15 protein-coding genes are annotated in these 16537 nt (G+C 58.0%); 11 read left to right on the top strand and 4 right to left on the bottom strand.

The window, feature by feature from the left end; genetic code table 11:
• Position 1: 1 nt before the first annotated feature.
• The gene (locus GOW31_RS20235; protein ID WP_152459200.1) at positions 2–835 is read right to left on the bottom strand and encodes a prephenate dehydratase; all 834 of its coding nucleotides are present in this window, start codon (positions 833–835) and stop codon (positions 2–4) included.
• A gap of 120 nt (positions 836–955) precedes the next feature.
• Between GOW31_RS20235 and GOW31_RS20230 the strand changes: the two genes are divergently transcribed.
• The 5 genes from GOW31_RS20230 (at position 956) to GOW31_RS20210 (ending at position 7320) form a co-directional block, all read left to right on the top strand.
• The gene (locus GOW31_RS20230) at positions 956–1468 is read left to right on the top strand and encodes a cytochrome c family protein (protein WP_152459925.1); all 513 of its coding nucleotides are present in this window, start codon (positions 956–958) and stop codon (positions 1466–1468) included.
• A gap of 170 nt (positions 1469–1638) precedes the next feature.
• Positions 1639–3543, top strand: a complete 1905-nt coding sequence (locus GOW31_RS20225) for an extracellular solute-binding protein (protein ID WP_171172567.1) — start codon at positions 1639–1641, stop codon at positions 3541–3543.
• A 1-nt stretch (position 3544) separates the two neighbouring features.
• On the top strand, positions 3545–4639 hold the full coding sequence (locus tag GOW31_RS20220) for a microcin C ABC transporter permease YejB (RefSeq protein ID WP_152459198.1): 1095 nt from the start codon (positions 3545–3547) through the stop codon (positions 4637–4639).
• Entirely contained in the window at positions 4640–5746 is a 1107-nt protein-coding gene (locus GOW31_RS20215; protein WP_171172565.1) for an ABC transporter permease, read from the top strand.
• The gene (locus GOW31_RS20210; protein WP_171172563.1) at positions 5743–7320 is read left to right on the top strand and encodes an ABC transporter ATP-binding protein; all 1578 of its coding nucleotides are present in this window, start codon (positions 5743–5745) and stop codon (positions 7318–7320) included. Before GOW31_RS20215 ends, GOW31_RS20210 begins: the two co-directional genes overlap by 4 nt.
• Before the next feature lie 24 nt (positions 7321–7344).
• On the opposite strand, the gene GOW31_RS20205 is transcribed toward GOW31_RS20210, so the two are convergent.
• Together GOW31_RS20205 and hemN are read right to left on the bottom strand one after the other, a co-directional pair.
• Positions 7345–9273, bottom strand: a complete 1929-nt coding sequence (locus GOW31_RS20205) for an elongation factor G (protein WP_171172561.1) — start codon at positions 9271–9273, stop codon at positions 7345–7347.
• Positions 9274–9485: 212 nt separating this feature from the next.
• Positions 9486–10841 carry an oxygen-independent coproporphyrinogen III oxidase gene (gene hemN, locus GOW31_RS20200; protein ID WP_171172559.1) on the bottom strand — a complete coding sequence of 452 codons (1356 nt, stop codon included), beginning with the start codon at positions 10839–10841 and terminating at the stop codon, positions 9486–9488.
• A 61-nt stretch (positions 10842–10902) separates the two neighbouring features.
• Between hemN and fnrL the strand changes: the two genes are divergently transcribed.
• Both fnrL and GOW31_RS20190 read left to right on the top strand, forming a co-directional pair.
• The gene (gene fnrL, locus GOW31_RS20195) at positions 10903–11646 is read left to right on the top strand and encodes a transcriptional regulator FnrL (RefSeq protein WP_171119852.1); all 744 of its coding nucleotides are present in this window, start codon (positions 10903–10905) and stop codon (positions 11644–11646) included.
• Between the two features lie 71 nt (positions 11647–11717).
• Complete coding sequence (locus tag GOW31_RS20190; protein ID WP_170347277.1) at positions 11718–11972, top strand: GlsB/YeaQ/YmgE family stress response membrane protein; 255 nt, start codon at positions 11718–11720, stop codon at positions 11970–11972.
• A 37-nt stretch (positions 11973–12009) separates the two neighbouring features.
• On the opposite strand, the gene GOW31_RS20185 is transcribed toward GOW31_RS20190, so the two are convergent.
• A complete protein-coding gene (locus GOW31_RS20185) occupies positions 12010–12849 on the bottom strand; it encodes a universal stress protein (protein ID WP_171172557.1) in 840 nt (279 codons plus the stop codon).
• A gap of 200 nt (positions 12850–13049) precedes the next feature.
• Here GOW31_RS20185 and ccoN point away from each other — a divergent pair, with 200 nt between their 5' ends.
• From ccoN to ccoP, 4 genes are read left to right on the top strand one after another with little or no spacing between them, the layout of a single operon-like run.
• A complete protein-coding gene (gene ccoN, locus GOW31_RS20180; protein ID WP_171172554.1) occupies positions 13050–14657 on the top strand; it encodes a cytochrome-c oxidase, cbb3-type subunit I in 1608 nt (535 codons plus the stop codon).
• A gap of 14 nt (positions 14658–14671) precedes the next feature.
• Positions 14672–15400 carry a cytochrome-c oxidase, cbb3-type subunit II gene (gene ccoO / locus GOW31_RS20175; protein ID WP_152459189.1) on the top strand — a complete coding sequence of 243 codons (729 nt, stop codon included), beginning with the start codon at positions 14672–14674 and terminating at the stop codon, positions 15398–15400.
• A 12-nt stretch (positions 15401–15412) separates the two neighbouring features.
• Positions 15413–15598, top strand: coding sequence for a CcoQ/FixQ family Cbb3-type cytochrome c oxidase assembly chaperone (locus tag GOW31_RS20170; protein WP_050605006.1), 186 nt, complete (start codon positions 15413–15415; stop codon positions 15596–15598).
• Positions 15595–16458, top strand: coding sequence for a cytochrome-c oxidase, cbb3-type subunit III (ccoP, locus tag GOW31_RS20165; RefSeq protein ID WP_171119849.1), 864 nt, complete (start codon positions 15595–15597; stop codon positions 16456–16458). The genes GOW31_RS20170 and ccoP overlap by 4 nt, the downstream gene beginning before the upstream one ends.
• The last annotated feature ends 79 nt before the right edge of the window (positions 16459–16537 follow it).

Raw genomic sequence — 16537 nt, 5'->3', positions numbered from 1 at the left:
GTCAGCCGCGAGGATGGGCCGCAGGGTAGACGCCAAGAACCTCGACATTGGTCGTGAAGTGTTCCAGTTCGTCCATTGCCAGCTGCACATTGCGGTCTTCGGGATGTCCAACGATATCCGCATAAAACTGCGTTGCAGTGAAGGACCCGTCGACCATATAGCTTTCCAGCTTGGTCATGTTGATCCCGTTGGTGGCAAAGCCACCCATGGCCTTGTACAGCGCGGCCGGGATGTTGCGGACCTGAAACACGAAGCTGGTGATCATTTCATACTCACCCCGACGTGACAGATCCGCCTCTCGTGACATGACAAGAAAACGGGTCGTGTTGTCGTCATTGTCCTCGATATGGCGGGCCAGCACGTTCAGGTCGTAGATTTCAGCCGCAAGCTCGCTGGCCAGAGCGGCGGAATGCAAATCCCCGATTTCGGCCACTTCGCGCGCGGCGCGGGCATTGTCGGGACTGACACGGCCGCGAATACCGTGTTCCTTCAGAAATCCTGAACATTGCGGCAGCAGCACCAGATGCGAATGCGCTTCGGTGATGTCTTCCAGTTTTGCGCCGGGTACACCAAGTAGGTTGATGTGAACACGCACGAACGCTTCATCGATGATGTGAAGCCCGCTATGGGGCAACAGCCGGTGAATATCGGCAACCCGACCATAGGTCGTATTTTCGACCGGCAGCATCGCCAGATCGGCCGCGCCCGAGCGAACTGATTCGATCACATCCTCGAATGTGCGGCAGGGCAGGGCCTCCATTTCGGGTCGTGCGTTGCGGCAGGCCTCGTGACTGTAGGCGCCGGGTTCGCCCTGAAAAGCAATGCGATTGGTCATTTGGTCGATTCCATGCAACAAGTTCGCGATTTGGTCGTTTCGTCGCGGTGTCTATACCTTGCCTCTCGCAAGTGGAAGCCTTAGACACCTGCGCAGACAGCTGAAATGGACACGCGATCAATGTTCGACACGATGACAGTTACGAAGGCCGCCGCAGGCCTGTTCGGCACTTTCCTGGTGCTGCTTCTGGCCAAATGGGGGGCTGACATCCTCTATTCTTCCGGTGGCCATGGCTCGGCTGAGGCCGCCTACATTATCGAAACCGAAAGCTCGGGCGAAAGCGCCGACGGCGAAGAAGTGGTCTTTGAAGATCTGCTGGCCGCCGCTGACGTTGAGAAGGGCGCGAAAGTATTCCGCAAGTGCACCGCGTGCCACAAGCTGGAAGACGGGGCGAATGGAACCGGCCCTTACCTGTATGGCGTAGTTGATCGCCCGGTTGCCTCGGCAAAAGGTTTCACCGGTTACTCAGCCAGCATGCAGGCCCATGGCGGCAACTGGACGCCCGAAGCGCTGGATGCCTTCCTGGAACGCCCAAGCGCCTATATCTCGGGAACATCGATGAGTTTTGCTGGCTTGAAAAAACCTCAGGACCGCGCGGACTTGATTGCTTATCTGCAGACAATTGGCAACTGATTGCCTGAGAGACCATTGAAGTTCAGAGCCGCTGCCCCGCGCAGCGGCTTTTTTTGTCTGAAGGGAACTTCACAAAGCGCTCACGCATTCTAAACTTGAAACTGTCAGCGTTGGCACTTTAGCTAGCGTATGCGACATAAAAGATTACAATAACCCAGAGGATGAGCCCCATGATATCCCTAATGCCTGCTGCACGTGATCTTAAGGTCAGGCCATTGGCTGGCATATTCGGGCTTTGTGCTGTTCTGCTCTCACCGCAAGCCGCTTTGGCATTGGATGAGGGGGTTACCCGCAGTCATGGATACTCGTATTTCGGCAATCTGGATTACCCTGCTGACTATCCGCATCTGAATTACGTGAACCCTGATGCGCCCAAAGGTGGTGAGTTGTCCGTGGCGGCCTCGGGGACGTTCGATTCCCTGAATCCCTATTCCCGCAAGGGGCGCGCAGGCGCCTTGACGACGCTGCAATATGACCGCCTGTTCGAAAGCTCTGATGACGGTGTCGGGCAGTATTACGGCGTGCTGGCGGAAAGTCTGGAATATGATGAAGGGCGCAACTACGTCATTTTCCATTTGCGACCCGAAGCAACCTTTTGGGATGGCACGCCGGTGACGGCCGAGGATGTTGTTTACAGCCACCGCCTGTTCATCGAACAGGGCCTGCCTTCGTACGCCCAAGCCGTGGGCCGCATGGTGACGGGGGCTGAAGCGCTGGATGATCACACGGTCAAGTTCTCATTCAATCCGGAAGTCACCCGCCGAAGTTTGATCGAGACCGTTGGGTCGACCCCCGTCTTTTCGAAAGCATGGTTCGAGGCGGATGAATCCAGACGTCTGGATGAGCCGCGTCTGGAAGTTGCGGTCGGCTCGGGCCCCTACAAACTCGACAGCTATGACATCAATCGCCGTATCGTTTACAAGCGACGCGACGACTATTGGGGTAAAGATCTGCCATTCAATGTTGGTCGCAACAATTTCGATACCATTCGCGTCGAGTATTTCGCCGATCAGACAGCGGCGTTCGAGGGGTTCAAGGCCGGTGAATACACGCTGCGAATTGAAAGCGATCCCAAGCTTTGGGCGACAGCGTATGATTTTCCGAAGCTGAACGAAGGTGTGATCGTACGGGACGAGATACCGGATGGCAGCCCGCCAACACCGTCAGGCTTCGTCTTCAACCTCGGAAAACCGCAGTTTTCCGACAAGAACGTACGCAAGGCCCTTGCACTGGCCTTCAATTTCGAATGGGCAAATGAATCCCTACTGTTTGGTCTGAATTCACCGCGCAATTCCTTTACACAAGGCACCCCGCTGGAAGCGCAAGGCCTGCCCGAGGGCGATGAACTGGCGTTTCTTCAAGCGCTGGGTGAGGTTATGCCCGAGGACCTTCTTTCAGAACCTGCCGTGACGGTTCACGAGTCAAACCCCGCGCGCCTGAACGATCGCAGAAATCTGCGAAAAGCCGCGAAGCTGCTGGACGAGGCCGGGTGGCCTGTCGGCGATGGCAACGTGCGGCGCAACGCGGAAGGACAGACGCTCAAGGTGGATATCCCCTATCCTTCAAACCTGCCGACCTCGACGGCCACGATGATTGAAACCTATGTCCAGAACCTGCAAGCCATTGGCGTGGATGCGTCGGCGGAAAAGGTTGACCCGGCGCAATACACGCTGCGCAGCCGCGAGCGGGACTATGACATGGTCTATTCCACACGTTACGGGTCTTTTTTGTCGACCGGTGGCGGGTTGAGCCAGATGTACGGGTCGGAAGAGGCCGCATTCAGTCTTTTCAACCCGGCCGGATTGGCCAGCCCATTGGTTGACGCAATCATCGAAGCATCCTTTGATACCGACAATCAGGCGGATCAGGACACGGCGTTGAAGGCGTTGGATCGCGCTTTGCGGTACGAGTTCTTCGTGATCCCCGTAGGATACATCGCTGACCACTGGGTGGCATATTACGATATGTATGAATACCCGGAAAACCTGCCGCCTTATTCGCTGGGCTATCTGGATCTGTGGTGGATCAATCCGGAAAAAGAGGCCGCACTGAAAGCGAAAGGCGCGCTGCGATAACATGGGCGCCTATATTCTAAGACGTTTGTTGCTGATCATTCCGACCCTTCTGGGCATCATGATCGTCAACTTCACGCTAGTACAATTCGTGCCTGGCGGACCGGTCGAGCAGATCATTGCCCAGATCGAAGGTCAGGGGGATGTTTTCGCCGGTTTTGCGGGTGCGGGCGATGCCGGCGCGGGGTCAGAGCCGGCGGGCGGTGTTTTCGACGACAAATATGTCGGTGCGCGGGGCCTGCCGCCCGAGTTCATTGCTGAACTTGAAAAGGAATTCGGCTTCGACAAACCGCCCCTGGAACGTTTTCTGATCATGATGGGCAATTATCTGACGCTGGACTTCGGCGAGAGCTATTTCCGCTCGATCAGCGTGATTGATCTGGTGCTCGAGAAAATGCCGGTCTCGATCTCGCTGGGCCTGTGGTCAACGCTTATCGCCTATCTGGTTTCGATCCCTCTAGGCATTCGCAAGGCGATCAGGGACGGTTCGCAGTTCGACACGTGGACCAGCGCAGCGATCATCGTGGCCTATGCGATCCCTGGCTTCCTGTTTGCCATTCTGCTGCTGGTGCTTTTCGCCGGTGGATCTTATTGGCAGATCTTCCCGTTGCGGGGGTTGACATCCGACAACTGGGACAGCCTGAGTCTCTTTGGCAAGATCGCAGATTATTTCTGGCATATCGCGTTGCCGACCATTGCGCTGACGATCTCGGCCTTCGCGACACTGACGCTGCTGACCAAGAACTCTTTTCTTGATGAAATCAAAAAGCAATATGTCATGACCGCCCGCGCCAAAGGCCTGAGCGAACGCAAGGTGCTGTATGGCCATGTGTTCCGCAACGCGATGCTGATCGTCATAGCCGGATTTCCGGCTGTGTTCATCGGCGTGTTCTTCGGAGGTTCGATCATCATCGAAACGATCTTCTCACTTGATGGTTTGGGACGTCTGGGTTTTGAAGCCGCCGTGGCGCGGGATTACCCGGTGATTTTCGGCACGCTGTTCATCTTTGGCCTGATGGGGCTGGTGGTCGGCATCATCAGCGATCTGATGTATGTGCTGGTCGACCCGCGCATCGATTTTGAAAAGCGGGAGGGGTAAATGGCATTGTCCCCCCTGAACCAGCGCCGCTGGAGCAACTTTCGCCGAAACAAGCGCGCCTTCTGGTCGTTGATCATCTTCGCCGTGTTGTTCGGCCTGTCGCTGTTTGCCGAGTTCATCGCCAACGACAAACCGATTCTGGTGAAATACCGGGGCGAGTTTTACATGCCGGTCTTCAACTTCTACGCGGAAACCGAATTTGGCGGAGACTTCCAGACAGAGGCGATCTATCGCGACCCCGAGGTTCAGTGCCTGATAGACAGTGGCGGGCTTGAGCAGTGTTTTGACGATCCCGAAGGCATTATCGAACAGATCGACGCCGGCACGTTCCAGGCGGAGGGGTTCGAGCGTGGCTGGTCGCTTTGGCCGCTGATCCCTTATTCCTACAACACGTCTGTGGACCGCCCCGGGGCCGCACCTTTGCCGCCCAACGGCCAGAACCTGCTGGGCACCGATGACACCAAGCGCGATGTGCTGGCACGGGTGATTTACGGCTTCCGCTTGTCGATCCTGTTCACGCTGTTGGTGACGGGCGCTGCCAGCCTGATCGGTGTTTTTGCCGGTGCCATACAGGGTTTCTTCGGCGGTTGGCTGGATCTGATCTTTCAGCGGATCATCGAGATCTGGTCAGCGACACCATCGCTTTACGTCATCATCATCATGTTCGCGGTATTGGGGCGAAGTTTCTGGCTGCTGGTCGCGTTGATGATCCTGTTCAGCTGGACCGGGCTGGTTGGCGTGGTGCGCGCAGAATTCCTGCGGGCGCGAAACCTTGAATATGTGCGCGCTGCACGGGCACTGGGTGTGGGCAACATGACCATTATGTTCCGCCACATGCTGCCCAACGCAATGGTTGCCACGCTGACCTTCATGCCCTTCATCGTTACGGGCACCATTGGGGGGCTGGCTTCGCTGGATTATCTGGGTTTTGGTCTTCCGTCTTCGGCCCCTTCGCTGGGGGAGCTCACCTTGCAGGCAAAACAGAACCTTCAGGCCCCATGGCTGGCCTTTACGGCCTTTTTCACCTTTGCCATCATGCTGTCCCTGCTGGTCTTCATCTTTGAAGGCGTGCGGGATGCGTTCGATCCCAGAAAGACCTTCTCATGAGCCTGCTGGATGTAAACAACCTGAAGGTCTCGTTCCGGCAGGACGGTCAGATCAGTGCTGCGGTTCGGGGCGTGTCATTCCATGTCGATCGCGGGGAAACCGTGGCGCTGGTGGGTGAATCCGGATCGGGCAAATCTGTGACCGCGCTCAGCACCGTATCTTTGCTGGGCGACAGCGCGATCGTCGAAGGGTCCGTCACCTATGACGGACAGGAGATGATCGGCGCCTCGGAGCAACGCCTGATGGATGTGCGCGGCAATGACATCAGCTTTATTTTCCAAGAGCCGATGACATCGCTGAACCCGCTGCACACGATCCAGAAGCAGATGGCGGAATCGCTGGCCCTGCATCAGGGGGTCACGGGTGATGTCGCGCGCGAACGAATTCTTGAATTGTTGAACAAGGTCGGTATCCGCGACCCCGAAGACCGGCTGGACAGCTATCCGCACCAGTTGTCTGGCGGACAGCGGCAACGCGTGATGATCGCCATGGCGCTGGCGAACAAGCCGGACATCCTGATCGCCGATGAACCGACAACGGCGTTGGATGTTACCATTCAGGCACAGATCCTCGAGTTGCTGGCCAGTTTGCAGAAATCCGAAAATATGGGGATGCTGTTCATCACCCACGATCTGGGCATCGTGCGGCGCATCGCCGACCGGGTTTGCGTGATGAAGGATGGTGAGATCGTCGAGACCGGCGCGACCGCCGAGATCTTCGACAACCCGCAGCACCCCTATACCCGCAAGCTCCTGGCCGCGGAACCTTCGGGTCAGCCAGACGCCGTTGCAACAGATGCCGAGGAAGTCGCGCGCACCGATCACCTGAAGGTCTGGTTCCCGATCCAGCGCGGGTTTCTGAAACGCACGGTCGGCTATGTGAAGGCGGTGAATGACGCCACGCTGAGCGTGCGCGCGGGTGAGACCTTGGGGATCGTGGGCGAAAGCGGGTCGGGCAAGACCACGCTGGCGCTGGCGATCATGCGTCTGATCGCGTCCGAAGGCGGCATCACCTTCCGCGATCAGGATGTTCGAAAATGGTCCACGCGAGAGCTGCGCCGGCTGCGCAAGGATATGCAGATCGTGTTTCAGGACCCGTTCGGCAGCCTCAGCCCACGCATGACCTGTCAGCAGATCATCGCGGAAGGTCTGGCCATTCACAACATTGATCCTCATCGCGCGCCGCGCGAGCTGGTCGCTGAGGTGATGACCGAAGTGGGCCTGGATCCTGCGGCGATGGACCGGTATCCGCACGAGTTTTCGGGCGGTCAGCGTCAGCGCATCGCGATTGCGCGCGCGATGGTCTTGCGCCCCAAGCTGCTGGTTCTGGACGAACCGACCAGCGCGCTGGACATGACGGTTCAGGTTCAGATCGTCGATCTGCTGCGCGATCTGCAAAAGAAATACGGGCTGGCTTATCTGTTCATCAGCCATGACCTGAAAGTTGTGCGGGCGATGTCGCACAAGGTGATCGTCATGCGAAACGGAGATGTGGTTGAAATGGGCACGGCCGAGGATTTGTTCGAAAATGCCCAGATCGACTATACCCGCGAATTGATTGCTGCGGCGGGCTGAAATCAGCCCGCCACCGTCAGTCCATCAGGCGCTGGCTTTCTCTTTGGCCGCCGTTTTCGGCACCGGCCCGCGCAGTTCTTCATAGTGATCAAAGCTCAGCTTGACCCACCCGGTTCCGCGCGTGGCACTGGCAAGAGTGCGATGCAACTCATCCTCGGCCACGGCGGGAATCAGGGCGTTGAAAATCTCCCAGCCTGATGCGTTTGGGTTGCCCTCAAATCCCAGAACCTGCCCTTGCAGAGAGCTGATCGTCGGCACGAGGTCGCCGACAAAATCAGAAGGCAGGTGGATTTCGGCGTTCAGGATTGGCTGCAAAACAACGGGCTTGGCCTGTGGCAGCGCTTCGCGCACGGCGTTCTTGCCCGCGGTGCGGAAGGCATAATCCGAACTGTCCACGTTGTGATGTTTGCCGTCATGCAGCGTGACCTTCACATCCACCACCGGAAAGCCCTCGGGGCCTTGCTCCAGCGCGTCTCTGGCGCCCTGTTCCACGGATGGGATGTAATTCTTGGGCACCGCGCCGCCCTTGACCACCTCTTCGAACTGGAACCCAGATCCGCGCGGCAGCGGCGCGACCGAGATCACGACATCCGCGAACTGCCCGGCCCCGCCGGATTGTTTGCGGTGTCTGTGGCGGTGTTCGACAGGTGTTCGGATGGTTTCGCGATAGGCGGTTTCGACCGGGTCGGCTTCAATCTCGATACCGAAATCCTCGGCCAGCTTGGCGGTCACGCGCCGCATGTGCTGCGGACCTTGAGACCCAAGAACGGCGTGGCCGGTCAGCTCATCCTGTTGCAGGTGAAGGCCGGGGTCGATTTCGGCCAGACGGCTCAGGGCGTTTGACAGGCGCACATCGTCCCGCTCATGCGCGGGCGAGACGATCTGACGATGCGCCACCGGATGCGAGGCCGCCCATTCCGGCAGTTCCGTCGCCGAATTGCTGTCGTAGATGTAGCCGGGGTTGAGGTGATCGGATTTCACCGCCAGACCAATCTGCCCGGCCTCCAGCGTGGCGATCTGGGTTTTGGCATCCAGCGTTGTCAGATTGCCGACGGTCTCACCCCCCAAGGCTTCATGGGCTTGCACGCCGTCCCCCAGGCCGCGCAGAACGACGATTTTTCCGATGTGCTTTTTGACATCCGCAAAACCGGCAATGGCGCGGGCGCTGTCTGCGGCCTCGTCGCGCCCGGCGGCGATGTCAAATTCGGGGGCTTCGTGCCGCAGCGCCTTCATCAGACGCGTCAGCCCGTTGCCATGGCTCGCGGCACCCAGGCAGGCGGGAATCAACTGATGGTTCTGCAAAACCTGTGCTGCCAGATCATAGACCTCGTCACTTGGCGGCTGTTTGTCTTCGATCAGCTGTTCCAGCAGGTTGTCATCGAAATCGGACAGGGTTTCGAGCAGCTCGGTTCGCGCTTCCTGCTCGCGGTCTTCGACGGATTGAGGCAGTTCGATCAGGGCCGAGGGCTGGCCCTCCTGATATTTCCAGGCCCGTTCCGAGATCAGATCAACCGCCCCGATGATCGTATCCCCTTCGCGGATCGGCACCTGACGCAGGGCAATGTGGTGGGTGCAGTATGTTTGCAGAGCGGCGATGATATCGCGGACGCGGCCATTGGGGTTGTCCATCCGGTTGATGAACAGAAAACAGGGGATGCCGGCCTCTTCGACCAATCGCAGGTAGGGCGCGCACAGAACGGCGGCATTCGGGTCGGGGGGCACCACGACCACGGCGGCGTCCGAAATCGCCATTGCAGGGCCGACATAGGCCAGTGCATCGCCGCCCCCATCGACGTCGATCGCGCACCAGGGCTCGTCCAGGTAAGAAAAACCGTGCAAATGCACGGTTCCGGAAACATCGAATGTGGTGGGGCGCCCGTCGAGGCGGCTGATGGCCTCGACAAGCGTAGATTTGCCCGATTGGCTGGGCCCGAGGACGGTGAAAACGCGCATGAGTGTTGTCCCTCTTTCAGGTTGCAGATTGGCTACACGAAAGGGACCGACCGACGCGTTGGCGCCGACAAGGATTGTCTGTATTTTGCCCGCCTCAGACCGCAGAGCGAGATGCCGCCCTACAACATGAGTGTGGGAAAAACCGCAGGCGTGCGTCAAGCCCCTGATGTGTTTTGCGCGTCACGGGCCGAATGTTGCCCGCCGAAAAAGGGTCAGATGGCCGAGCTGTGCCCGGCTTTGCTGAGGTCATAGGCGTCAAAGCTGCGGGCGATCATCCGGGTCAGCGCCCGCGCTTCGGGCGGTATGAAAAGCCCGGCTTCAGTGATTTGCAGCATCCCGTCGAAAGATGCGTTGGCTGCGCGGTACATCTCGTCCAAGTCAGAGGCCGAAATATCGTGATCCCGCAGGATTTCCGCCGTGTCGATCTTGAAATCGCACATCAATGCCTCGATCAGGCGGGCACGCAGAATGTCCTGACCTTTGAAGAGGTGCCCTCGGGATGTCGAAAACTGCCCATCGCGAATGGCTTTGGTATGGGCAGAGGTGGCCGGAGCGTTCTGCGCATAGCCTTGCGGGAAACGAGAGATCGAGCTGGCCCCGACACCAATCAGAACATCGGCCTGATCGTCGGTGTAACCCTGGAAGTTCCGCTTGAGGCGGCCCGCGCGCAAAGCGTGTGTCAGACCGTCATCCACAGTGGCGAAATGGTCGATACCGATCTCGGCATAATTGTCCCAAAGGAACAAACGTCGGGCCGTGTCGAACAGTTCAAGGCGCTGTTCCGGTGTGGGCAGGGCGTCCGACGGAATCAGCTGCTGCCGCTTGGCCATCCAAGGCACGTGGGCATATCCGTAGAGTGCCACGCGATCCGGGTTGAGCGACAGGAGTTTCTGCACGCTTTCCGTCATGCGCGCCTTGGTCTGATGTGGCAGACCGTAAAGGATATCCGCATTCAGGCTGGTGATGCCACGTTCACGGATCATGTCGATTGCGTCGCGTGTTGTGTCATAGCTTTGAATACGGCCTATGGTTTTCTGGATTTCGTCATCGAAATCCTGCACCCCAATCGAGGCGCGGTTCATGCCCGCGTCTGCCAGCGCGTCCAAACGCGCCTCGTCAATCTCGTTCGGATCGATCTCGACCGAGAATTCGGCATTCGGCCCCATGGGCACGATACCCAGGATGTGTTGTGCCAATTCGCGCATCAATTGGGCGTTCAGCAATGTTGGTGTGCCGCCGCCCCAGTGCAGGCGCGACAGAACCACACCTTCAGGCAGACGGGCCGCCAGAAGGTCCAGTTCGGCCTTCAGAACATCGACATAGGCGATTACCGGATTGTCGGTTTGTGTCCCTTGTGTTCGGCAGGCACAGAACCAGCATAGCCTGCGGCAGAATGGGACATGAATGTACAGCGAAATTGCACTGCCGGGTTTGATCCCGGAAATCCAGTCGCCGAACATATCTGCTCCCACGTCGTTGCTGAAGTGGGGGGCGGTGGGGTAGCTTGTGTAACGCGGTACTTTCGCGTCAAAAAGTCCAAGCTTTGCCAATTGTGGTTTCACTATCATGGCGATACCCTTATGCGACAGGCGACACAGGTGCTTTGATGGAGATCAAGTGGGAACGCGCATGACAGTAAAAGCACAATTTGACCATTCAAATTGCGGAGATTGCCCGATTCGTCATCGCGCCGTCTGTGCCCGTTGTGATGCCAATGAGCTGGAAGAGCTTGAAAGCATTAAATATTACCGAAGTTTCGAGGCTGGTCAGACGATCATCTGGTCTGGGGATCAGATGAGTTTTGTCGGCTCGGTTGTGGCTGGTATCGCGTCGTTGACTCAGACAATGGAAGATGGCCGCACCCAAATGGTTGGTCTGCTGCTGCCAAGCGACTTCGTTGGCCGCCCGGGTCGCGATACTGCGCCCTATGATGTTCAGGCCACGACGGATGTCGTGATGTGCTGTTTCCGCAAGAAACCGTTCGAAGAGTTGATGGACCACACCCCGCATATCGCCCATCGTCTTTTGCAGATGACGTTGGACGAGCTTGACGCTGCCCGCGAGTGGATGCTGGTTCTGGGTCGAAAGACGGCGCGTGAGAAGATTGCCAGCCTGCTGTCGATCATTGCGCGCCGGGACGCTTCGGTCAGCCAAAAGGGTCTGACTGGATCTATAGTGTTCGACCTGCCCCTGACCCGAGAAGCAATGGCGGATTACCTTGGTTTGACACTGGAAACGGTCAGTCGCCAGATATCAGCTTTGAAAAAAGACGGGGTGATCACACTTGAAGGAAAGCGACACGTGACCATCCCCGATCTGGGCCGCCTGATGGAAGAGGCAGGTGACGATTCGGATGGCGGCTTTCCGGTCTGACGCGAACGGTTTTTGACCGCTAACAGCCGTCGCGGTCTTGTTCGCAGGAATGTCTGATTCAGGAGATCGACATGGAATTTACCAGTTTGTTGGCAATGCTTTTGGTCGGCGCAATCGCCGGTTGGCTGTCTGGCAAGATCATGGAAGGCCGGGGGTTCGGTCTTTTCGGCAACATCATTGTCGGAATCGTCGGCGCGTTTCTTGCGGGGTTGATTTTTCCGGCACTTGGATTTGCCGTTGGCGGCGGCCTGCTGTCGTCTATCTTCTTCGCAACAGTAGGCGCCGTGATCCTGTTGTTCCTGATAGGCCTCATCCGCAGAGGATGACAAAAGCCGCCGAGTCAGGCGGCTTTTGAAGGGCGGATCAATGGGCAAGGAATACGGGTACGCTAGACTGCTCCAGCATGTTGCGTGTTGCGCCGCCCAGAATGGCCTCGCGAAAACGGGAATGACCGTAAGCGCCCATGACGATCAGATCCGATTCTGTATCGGATGCGTGGCGGTTGAGAATATCCGACACGCGCGTCATGCTTTTGCTCAGCACATCAATCTCACATTTGACCCCGTGTCGGGCCAGCATCTGTGACAGCAATCCGCCGGGGTCAGACCGGTCGGGTCCATGACGGGGTGGATCGATGACCACGATTCGGACCAGCTCGGCCTGTTTCAGGAAGGGCAGGGCGTGACGAATGGCGCACATGGCCTCGACGCTTTCGTTCCAGCCTATCATGATATTGCGCGGCACCGTCAGGGGTTCGACGTCGTCCGGTACGACCAGAACCGGGCAATGCCCTTCGAACATGGCTGCTTCGATGATGGGCTCGGCCTCGGCCCCACGGTCTTTGCCGTAGGGGTGCGGCAGGATCACCAGATCGGAAAACCGTGCCCTATGCGCAACATGGCGTCCGATATCAGCGATTTGCGCGACGCCATGCTCGGCGGACCAGCGAACGCCGGACTTGCCAAGGTAATCATTGGCAAAATTCAACAGCTCCTTGGCCTCGGCGTTGGCCCGGCTCAGTGTTTCCTGAACGATAAGCGCATTGGCACCCGCATAGTAATAACCTGTCTGACTGCGATCGACCCCAAGGCACAGGGCTTCCGCGTGTGCATCCTGAGATTCTGCCAGGGCCACCATCTGCGCCAGAGCGGCGGGTGCTGTCTGCGTTTCGGTCATGACAGTGAGTAGTGATTTGTAAGTCATTGCGACCTCATGATTCGGGCATTTGGTCTCATGTGACCAGTCGGCCTATTTCCTCTACAATGCGTGTCACAGAAAACGCAGAACTGTCTTGATACAGATCAAAGCAGTAACAGCCGCCGTGCTTCAGAACGGCAGCCAGTCAAATGGGTTTCGCGCGTACAAGAATCAAAAACGCGCGGGGCATGGCAAAGGGACGCAATATGTCGAATTACATCAAGCTGATCGTGCTTGGTCTGATCGCGCTGTTTGCAGCGATCGGAACCAATTATGCACGCGATTTGGCGTATCAGGTACATGCACTGCTGGTGATGCTTATCGCCGGTGGCTTGTTCATCTGGACGCTTCGAAACACTGACGAGCCAGATATTCTAGTCGATCGCTCGGGCGAATACATGGATGACGTGATCCGCTATGGCGTGATCGCAACCGCCTTCTGGGGCGTGGTCGGGTTTCTGGCCGGGACCTTCATCGCGTTTCAGCTCGCCTTTCCGGTGCTGAACTTTGAATGGGCACAGGGGTATCTGAATTTCGGTCGTTTGCGTCCGCTGCATACGTCGGCAGTGATTTTTGCCTTTGGTGGCAACGCGCTGATCGCAACGTCGTTCTACGTCGTTCAACGTACCAGCGCCGCGCGTCTTTGGGGCGGCAATCTGGCCTGGTTCGTTTTCTGGGGCTATCAGCTGTTCATCGTGCTGGCGGCGACGGGCTATGTTCTGGGCGGAACGCAGTCCAAGGAATATGCCGAACCTGAATGGTATGTCGATCTGTGGCTGACCATTGTCTGGGTCGCCTACCTGGCGGTGTTCCTGGGCACGATCGTCAGGCGGAAAGAGCCGCATATCTATGTGGCCAACTGGTTCTACCTGGCCTTTATCGTCACCGTCGCGATGCTGCACCTGGTCAACAACATGACCGTTCCCGTCAGCATCTGGGGTTCGAAATCGGTCATCGTCTGGTCGGGCGTACAAGACGCCATGATCCAGTGGTGGTACGGCCACAACGCGGTGGGATTCTTCCTGACTGCCGGCTTCCTGGGTATGATGTACTATTTCATCCCGAAACAGGCCGAACGCCCTGTATTCTCGTACAAGCTGTCGATCATCCACTTCTGGGCACTGATCTTCCTGTATATCTGGGCCGGTCCGCACCACCTGCACTATACCGCGCTGCCTGACTGGGCTTCGACGCTGGGCATGGTGTTCTCGGTGGTCCTGTGGATGCCGTCCTGGGGTGGTATGATCAACGGTCTGATGACTCTGTCGGGCGCATGGGACAAGCTGCGCACTGACCCGGTGATCCGGATGATGGTGATCTCGGTCGGCTTCTACGGCATGTCCACCTTCGAAGGCCCGATGATGTCGATCCGCGCGGTGAACTCGCTGTCGCACTACACAGACTGGACCATTGGTCACGTGCACTCGGGCGCGCTGGGCTGGAACGGCATGATCACCTTCGGTGCGCTGTACTTCCTGGTGCCCGTCCTGTGGAAGCGTGAGCGTCTGTACTCGCTGCAGATGGTCAGCTGGCACTTCTGGCTCGCCACCATCGGCATCGTGCTTTACGCCGCGTCGATGTGGGTCACCGGTATCATGGAAGGCCTGATGTGGCGCGAAGTGGATGCCAACGGCTTCCTGGTGAACTCGTTCGCCGACACCGTGGCTGCCAAGTTCCCGATGTATGTGGTGCGTGCTCTGGGTGGCGTGATGTTCGTCGCCGGTTCGCTGATCATGTGCTACAACCTGTGGATGACTGTGCGGAAAGCGCCGGCCAAAGAGGCCAGCCTGACCGTCGCGGTCCCGGCTGAATAAGGAGGGCCGGAGCAATGGCAATTCTCGACAAACACAAGATCCTCGAGACCAACGCGACCCTCCTGCTGATCTTCAGCTTTCTGGTCGTGACCATCGGCGGCATCGTACAGATCACCCCGCTGTTCTATCTTGAGAACACAATCGAAAAGGTGGAGGGCATGCGGCCCTACACCCCCTTGGAAATGGCGGGGCGCGAGATCTACATCCGCGAAGGCTGCTATGTCTGCCACAGCCAGATGATCCGCCCGATGCGGGATGAGGTCGAACGCTATGGCCACTACTCGCTGGCGGCGGAATCGATGTACGATCACCCGTTCCAGTGGGGGTCCAAACGTACCGGACCCGATCTGGCGCGTGTCGGTGGCCGCTATTCTGACCAATGGCATGTCGACCACCTGCGGGATCCGCAATCCGTTGTGCCGGAATCGGTGATGCCGAAATACGGCTTCCTCGAACATCGCAAAATTGACGGAAAGTACATCGGTGATGTGATGGCCGCCAATGCTCTGGTCGGGACGCCTTATTCCGAAGAGATGCTGGAAAACGCACAAGCCGACTTCCTCGCTCAGGCTGACCCGGACAGCGACTATGACGGGCTGCTGGAGCGCTATGGCGACAAGGTCAACGTGCGCAACTTCGACGGCCAGCCCGAGTTGACCGAAGCTGATGCGTTGGTTGCCTATCTTCAGATGCTGGGCACGTTGGTCGATTTCTCGACCTTCACCCCGGACGCAAGCCGCTAAAGGAGGATCGTGATGGAAGAATACACAATTCTCAGGCAGTTCGCGGATAGCTGGATGCTGCTGCTGTTGTTCGCCTTCTTCGTTGGTATCGTCATCTGGGTTTTCCGCCCCGGTGCCAGCAAGGAATACAAGGACACCGCCAACATCCCCTTCCGGCATCAAGACAAACCCGCCACATCCAAGGAGGCGCGGCAATGAGCAAGACACCTGAAAAACAGCCGGGTGATCCGAATACAACCGGGCACAGCTGGGACGGGATCGAAGAGTTCGACAACCCGATGCCGCGCTGGTGGCTGTGGACCTTCTACGCCACTATCTTCTGGGGCGTGATCTACACGATCATGTATCCAGCATGGCCCCTGGTGCAGTCGGCAACCGCCGGCGTCATGGGATGGTCTTCACGGGCTTTGGTCCAGCAGGAGATGGTCGCATTCGAAGAGGCAAATGCACCCTGGAACGCCAAACTGGTAGAAACACCATTGGAAGACATCGCGAAGGACGCTGAGCTTCAGCAATATGCCGTGAACTCTGGCGGTGCCGTGTTCCGTACCTGGTGTGCACAGTGCCACGGTTCCGGTGCGCAGGGCGCGCCGGGTTTCCCGAACCTGCTGGATGACGCCTGGCTGTGGGGTGGTACGATGGAAGATATCGTCTACACCGTCAGCTATGGTATCCGGAACGAAGAAAGTGACGATGCGCGCTATTCCGAGATGCCTGCCTTCGGTGAAATCCTGGAGCATGACGAAATCACGCAGGTGGTTCAGTATGTCATGTCGCTGAGCAACGCTCAGACCGATGACGCGGCGGCACAGGCGGGCAAGGTAGTCTTCGAAGACAACTGCGCGGCCTGCCATGGTGAAGATGGCAAAGGTGACATCTTCCAGGGGGCGCCGAACCTGACCGACGCGATCTGGCTTTACGGCGGTAGCGAAGAAGCTCTGACCGAAACAGTGACTTACAGCCGCTTTGGTGTCATGCCGCCCTGGGATACCCGACTGACCGAGGCGCAGATCCGTGCGGTATCCGCCTATGTCCACCAGTTGGGTGGTGGCCAGTAAGACCTAGAGGGCACCTTCGGGCGGCTGGCCGCCCGAAGGCTGTAGCACCGGCTGTTCCATCTGTTCGCGCGTTTCCTGA

The organism is Ruegeria sp. HKCCA0370 (assembly GCF_013033705.1).
Lineage (GTDB): Bacteria > Pseudomonadota > Alphaproteobacteria > Rhodobacterales > Rhodobacteraceae > Ruegeria.
The sequence above is the reverse complement of the archived record's forward strand: the minus strand, read 5'-3'. Positions and strand labels throughout refer to the sequence as shown.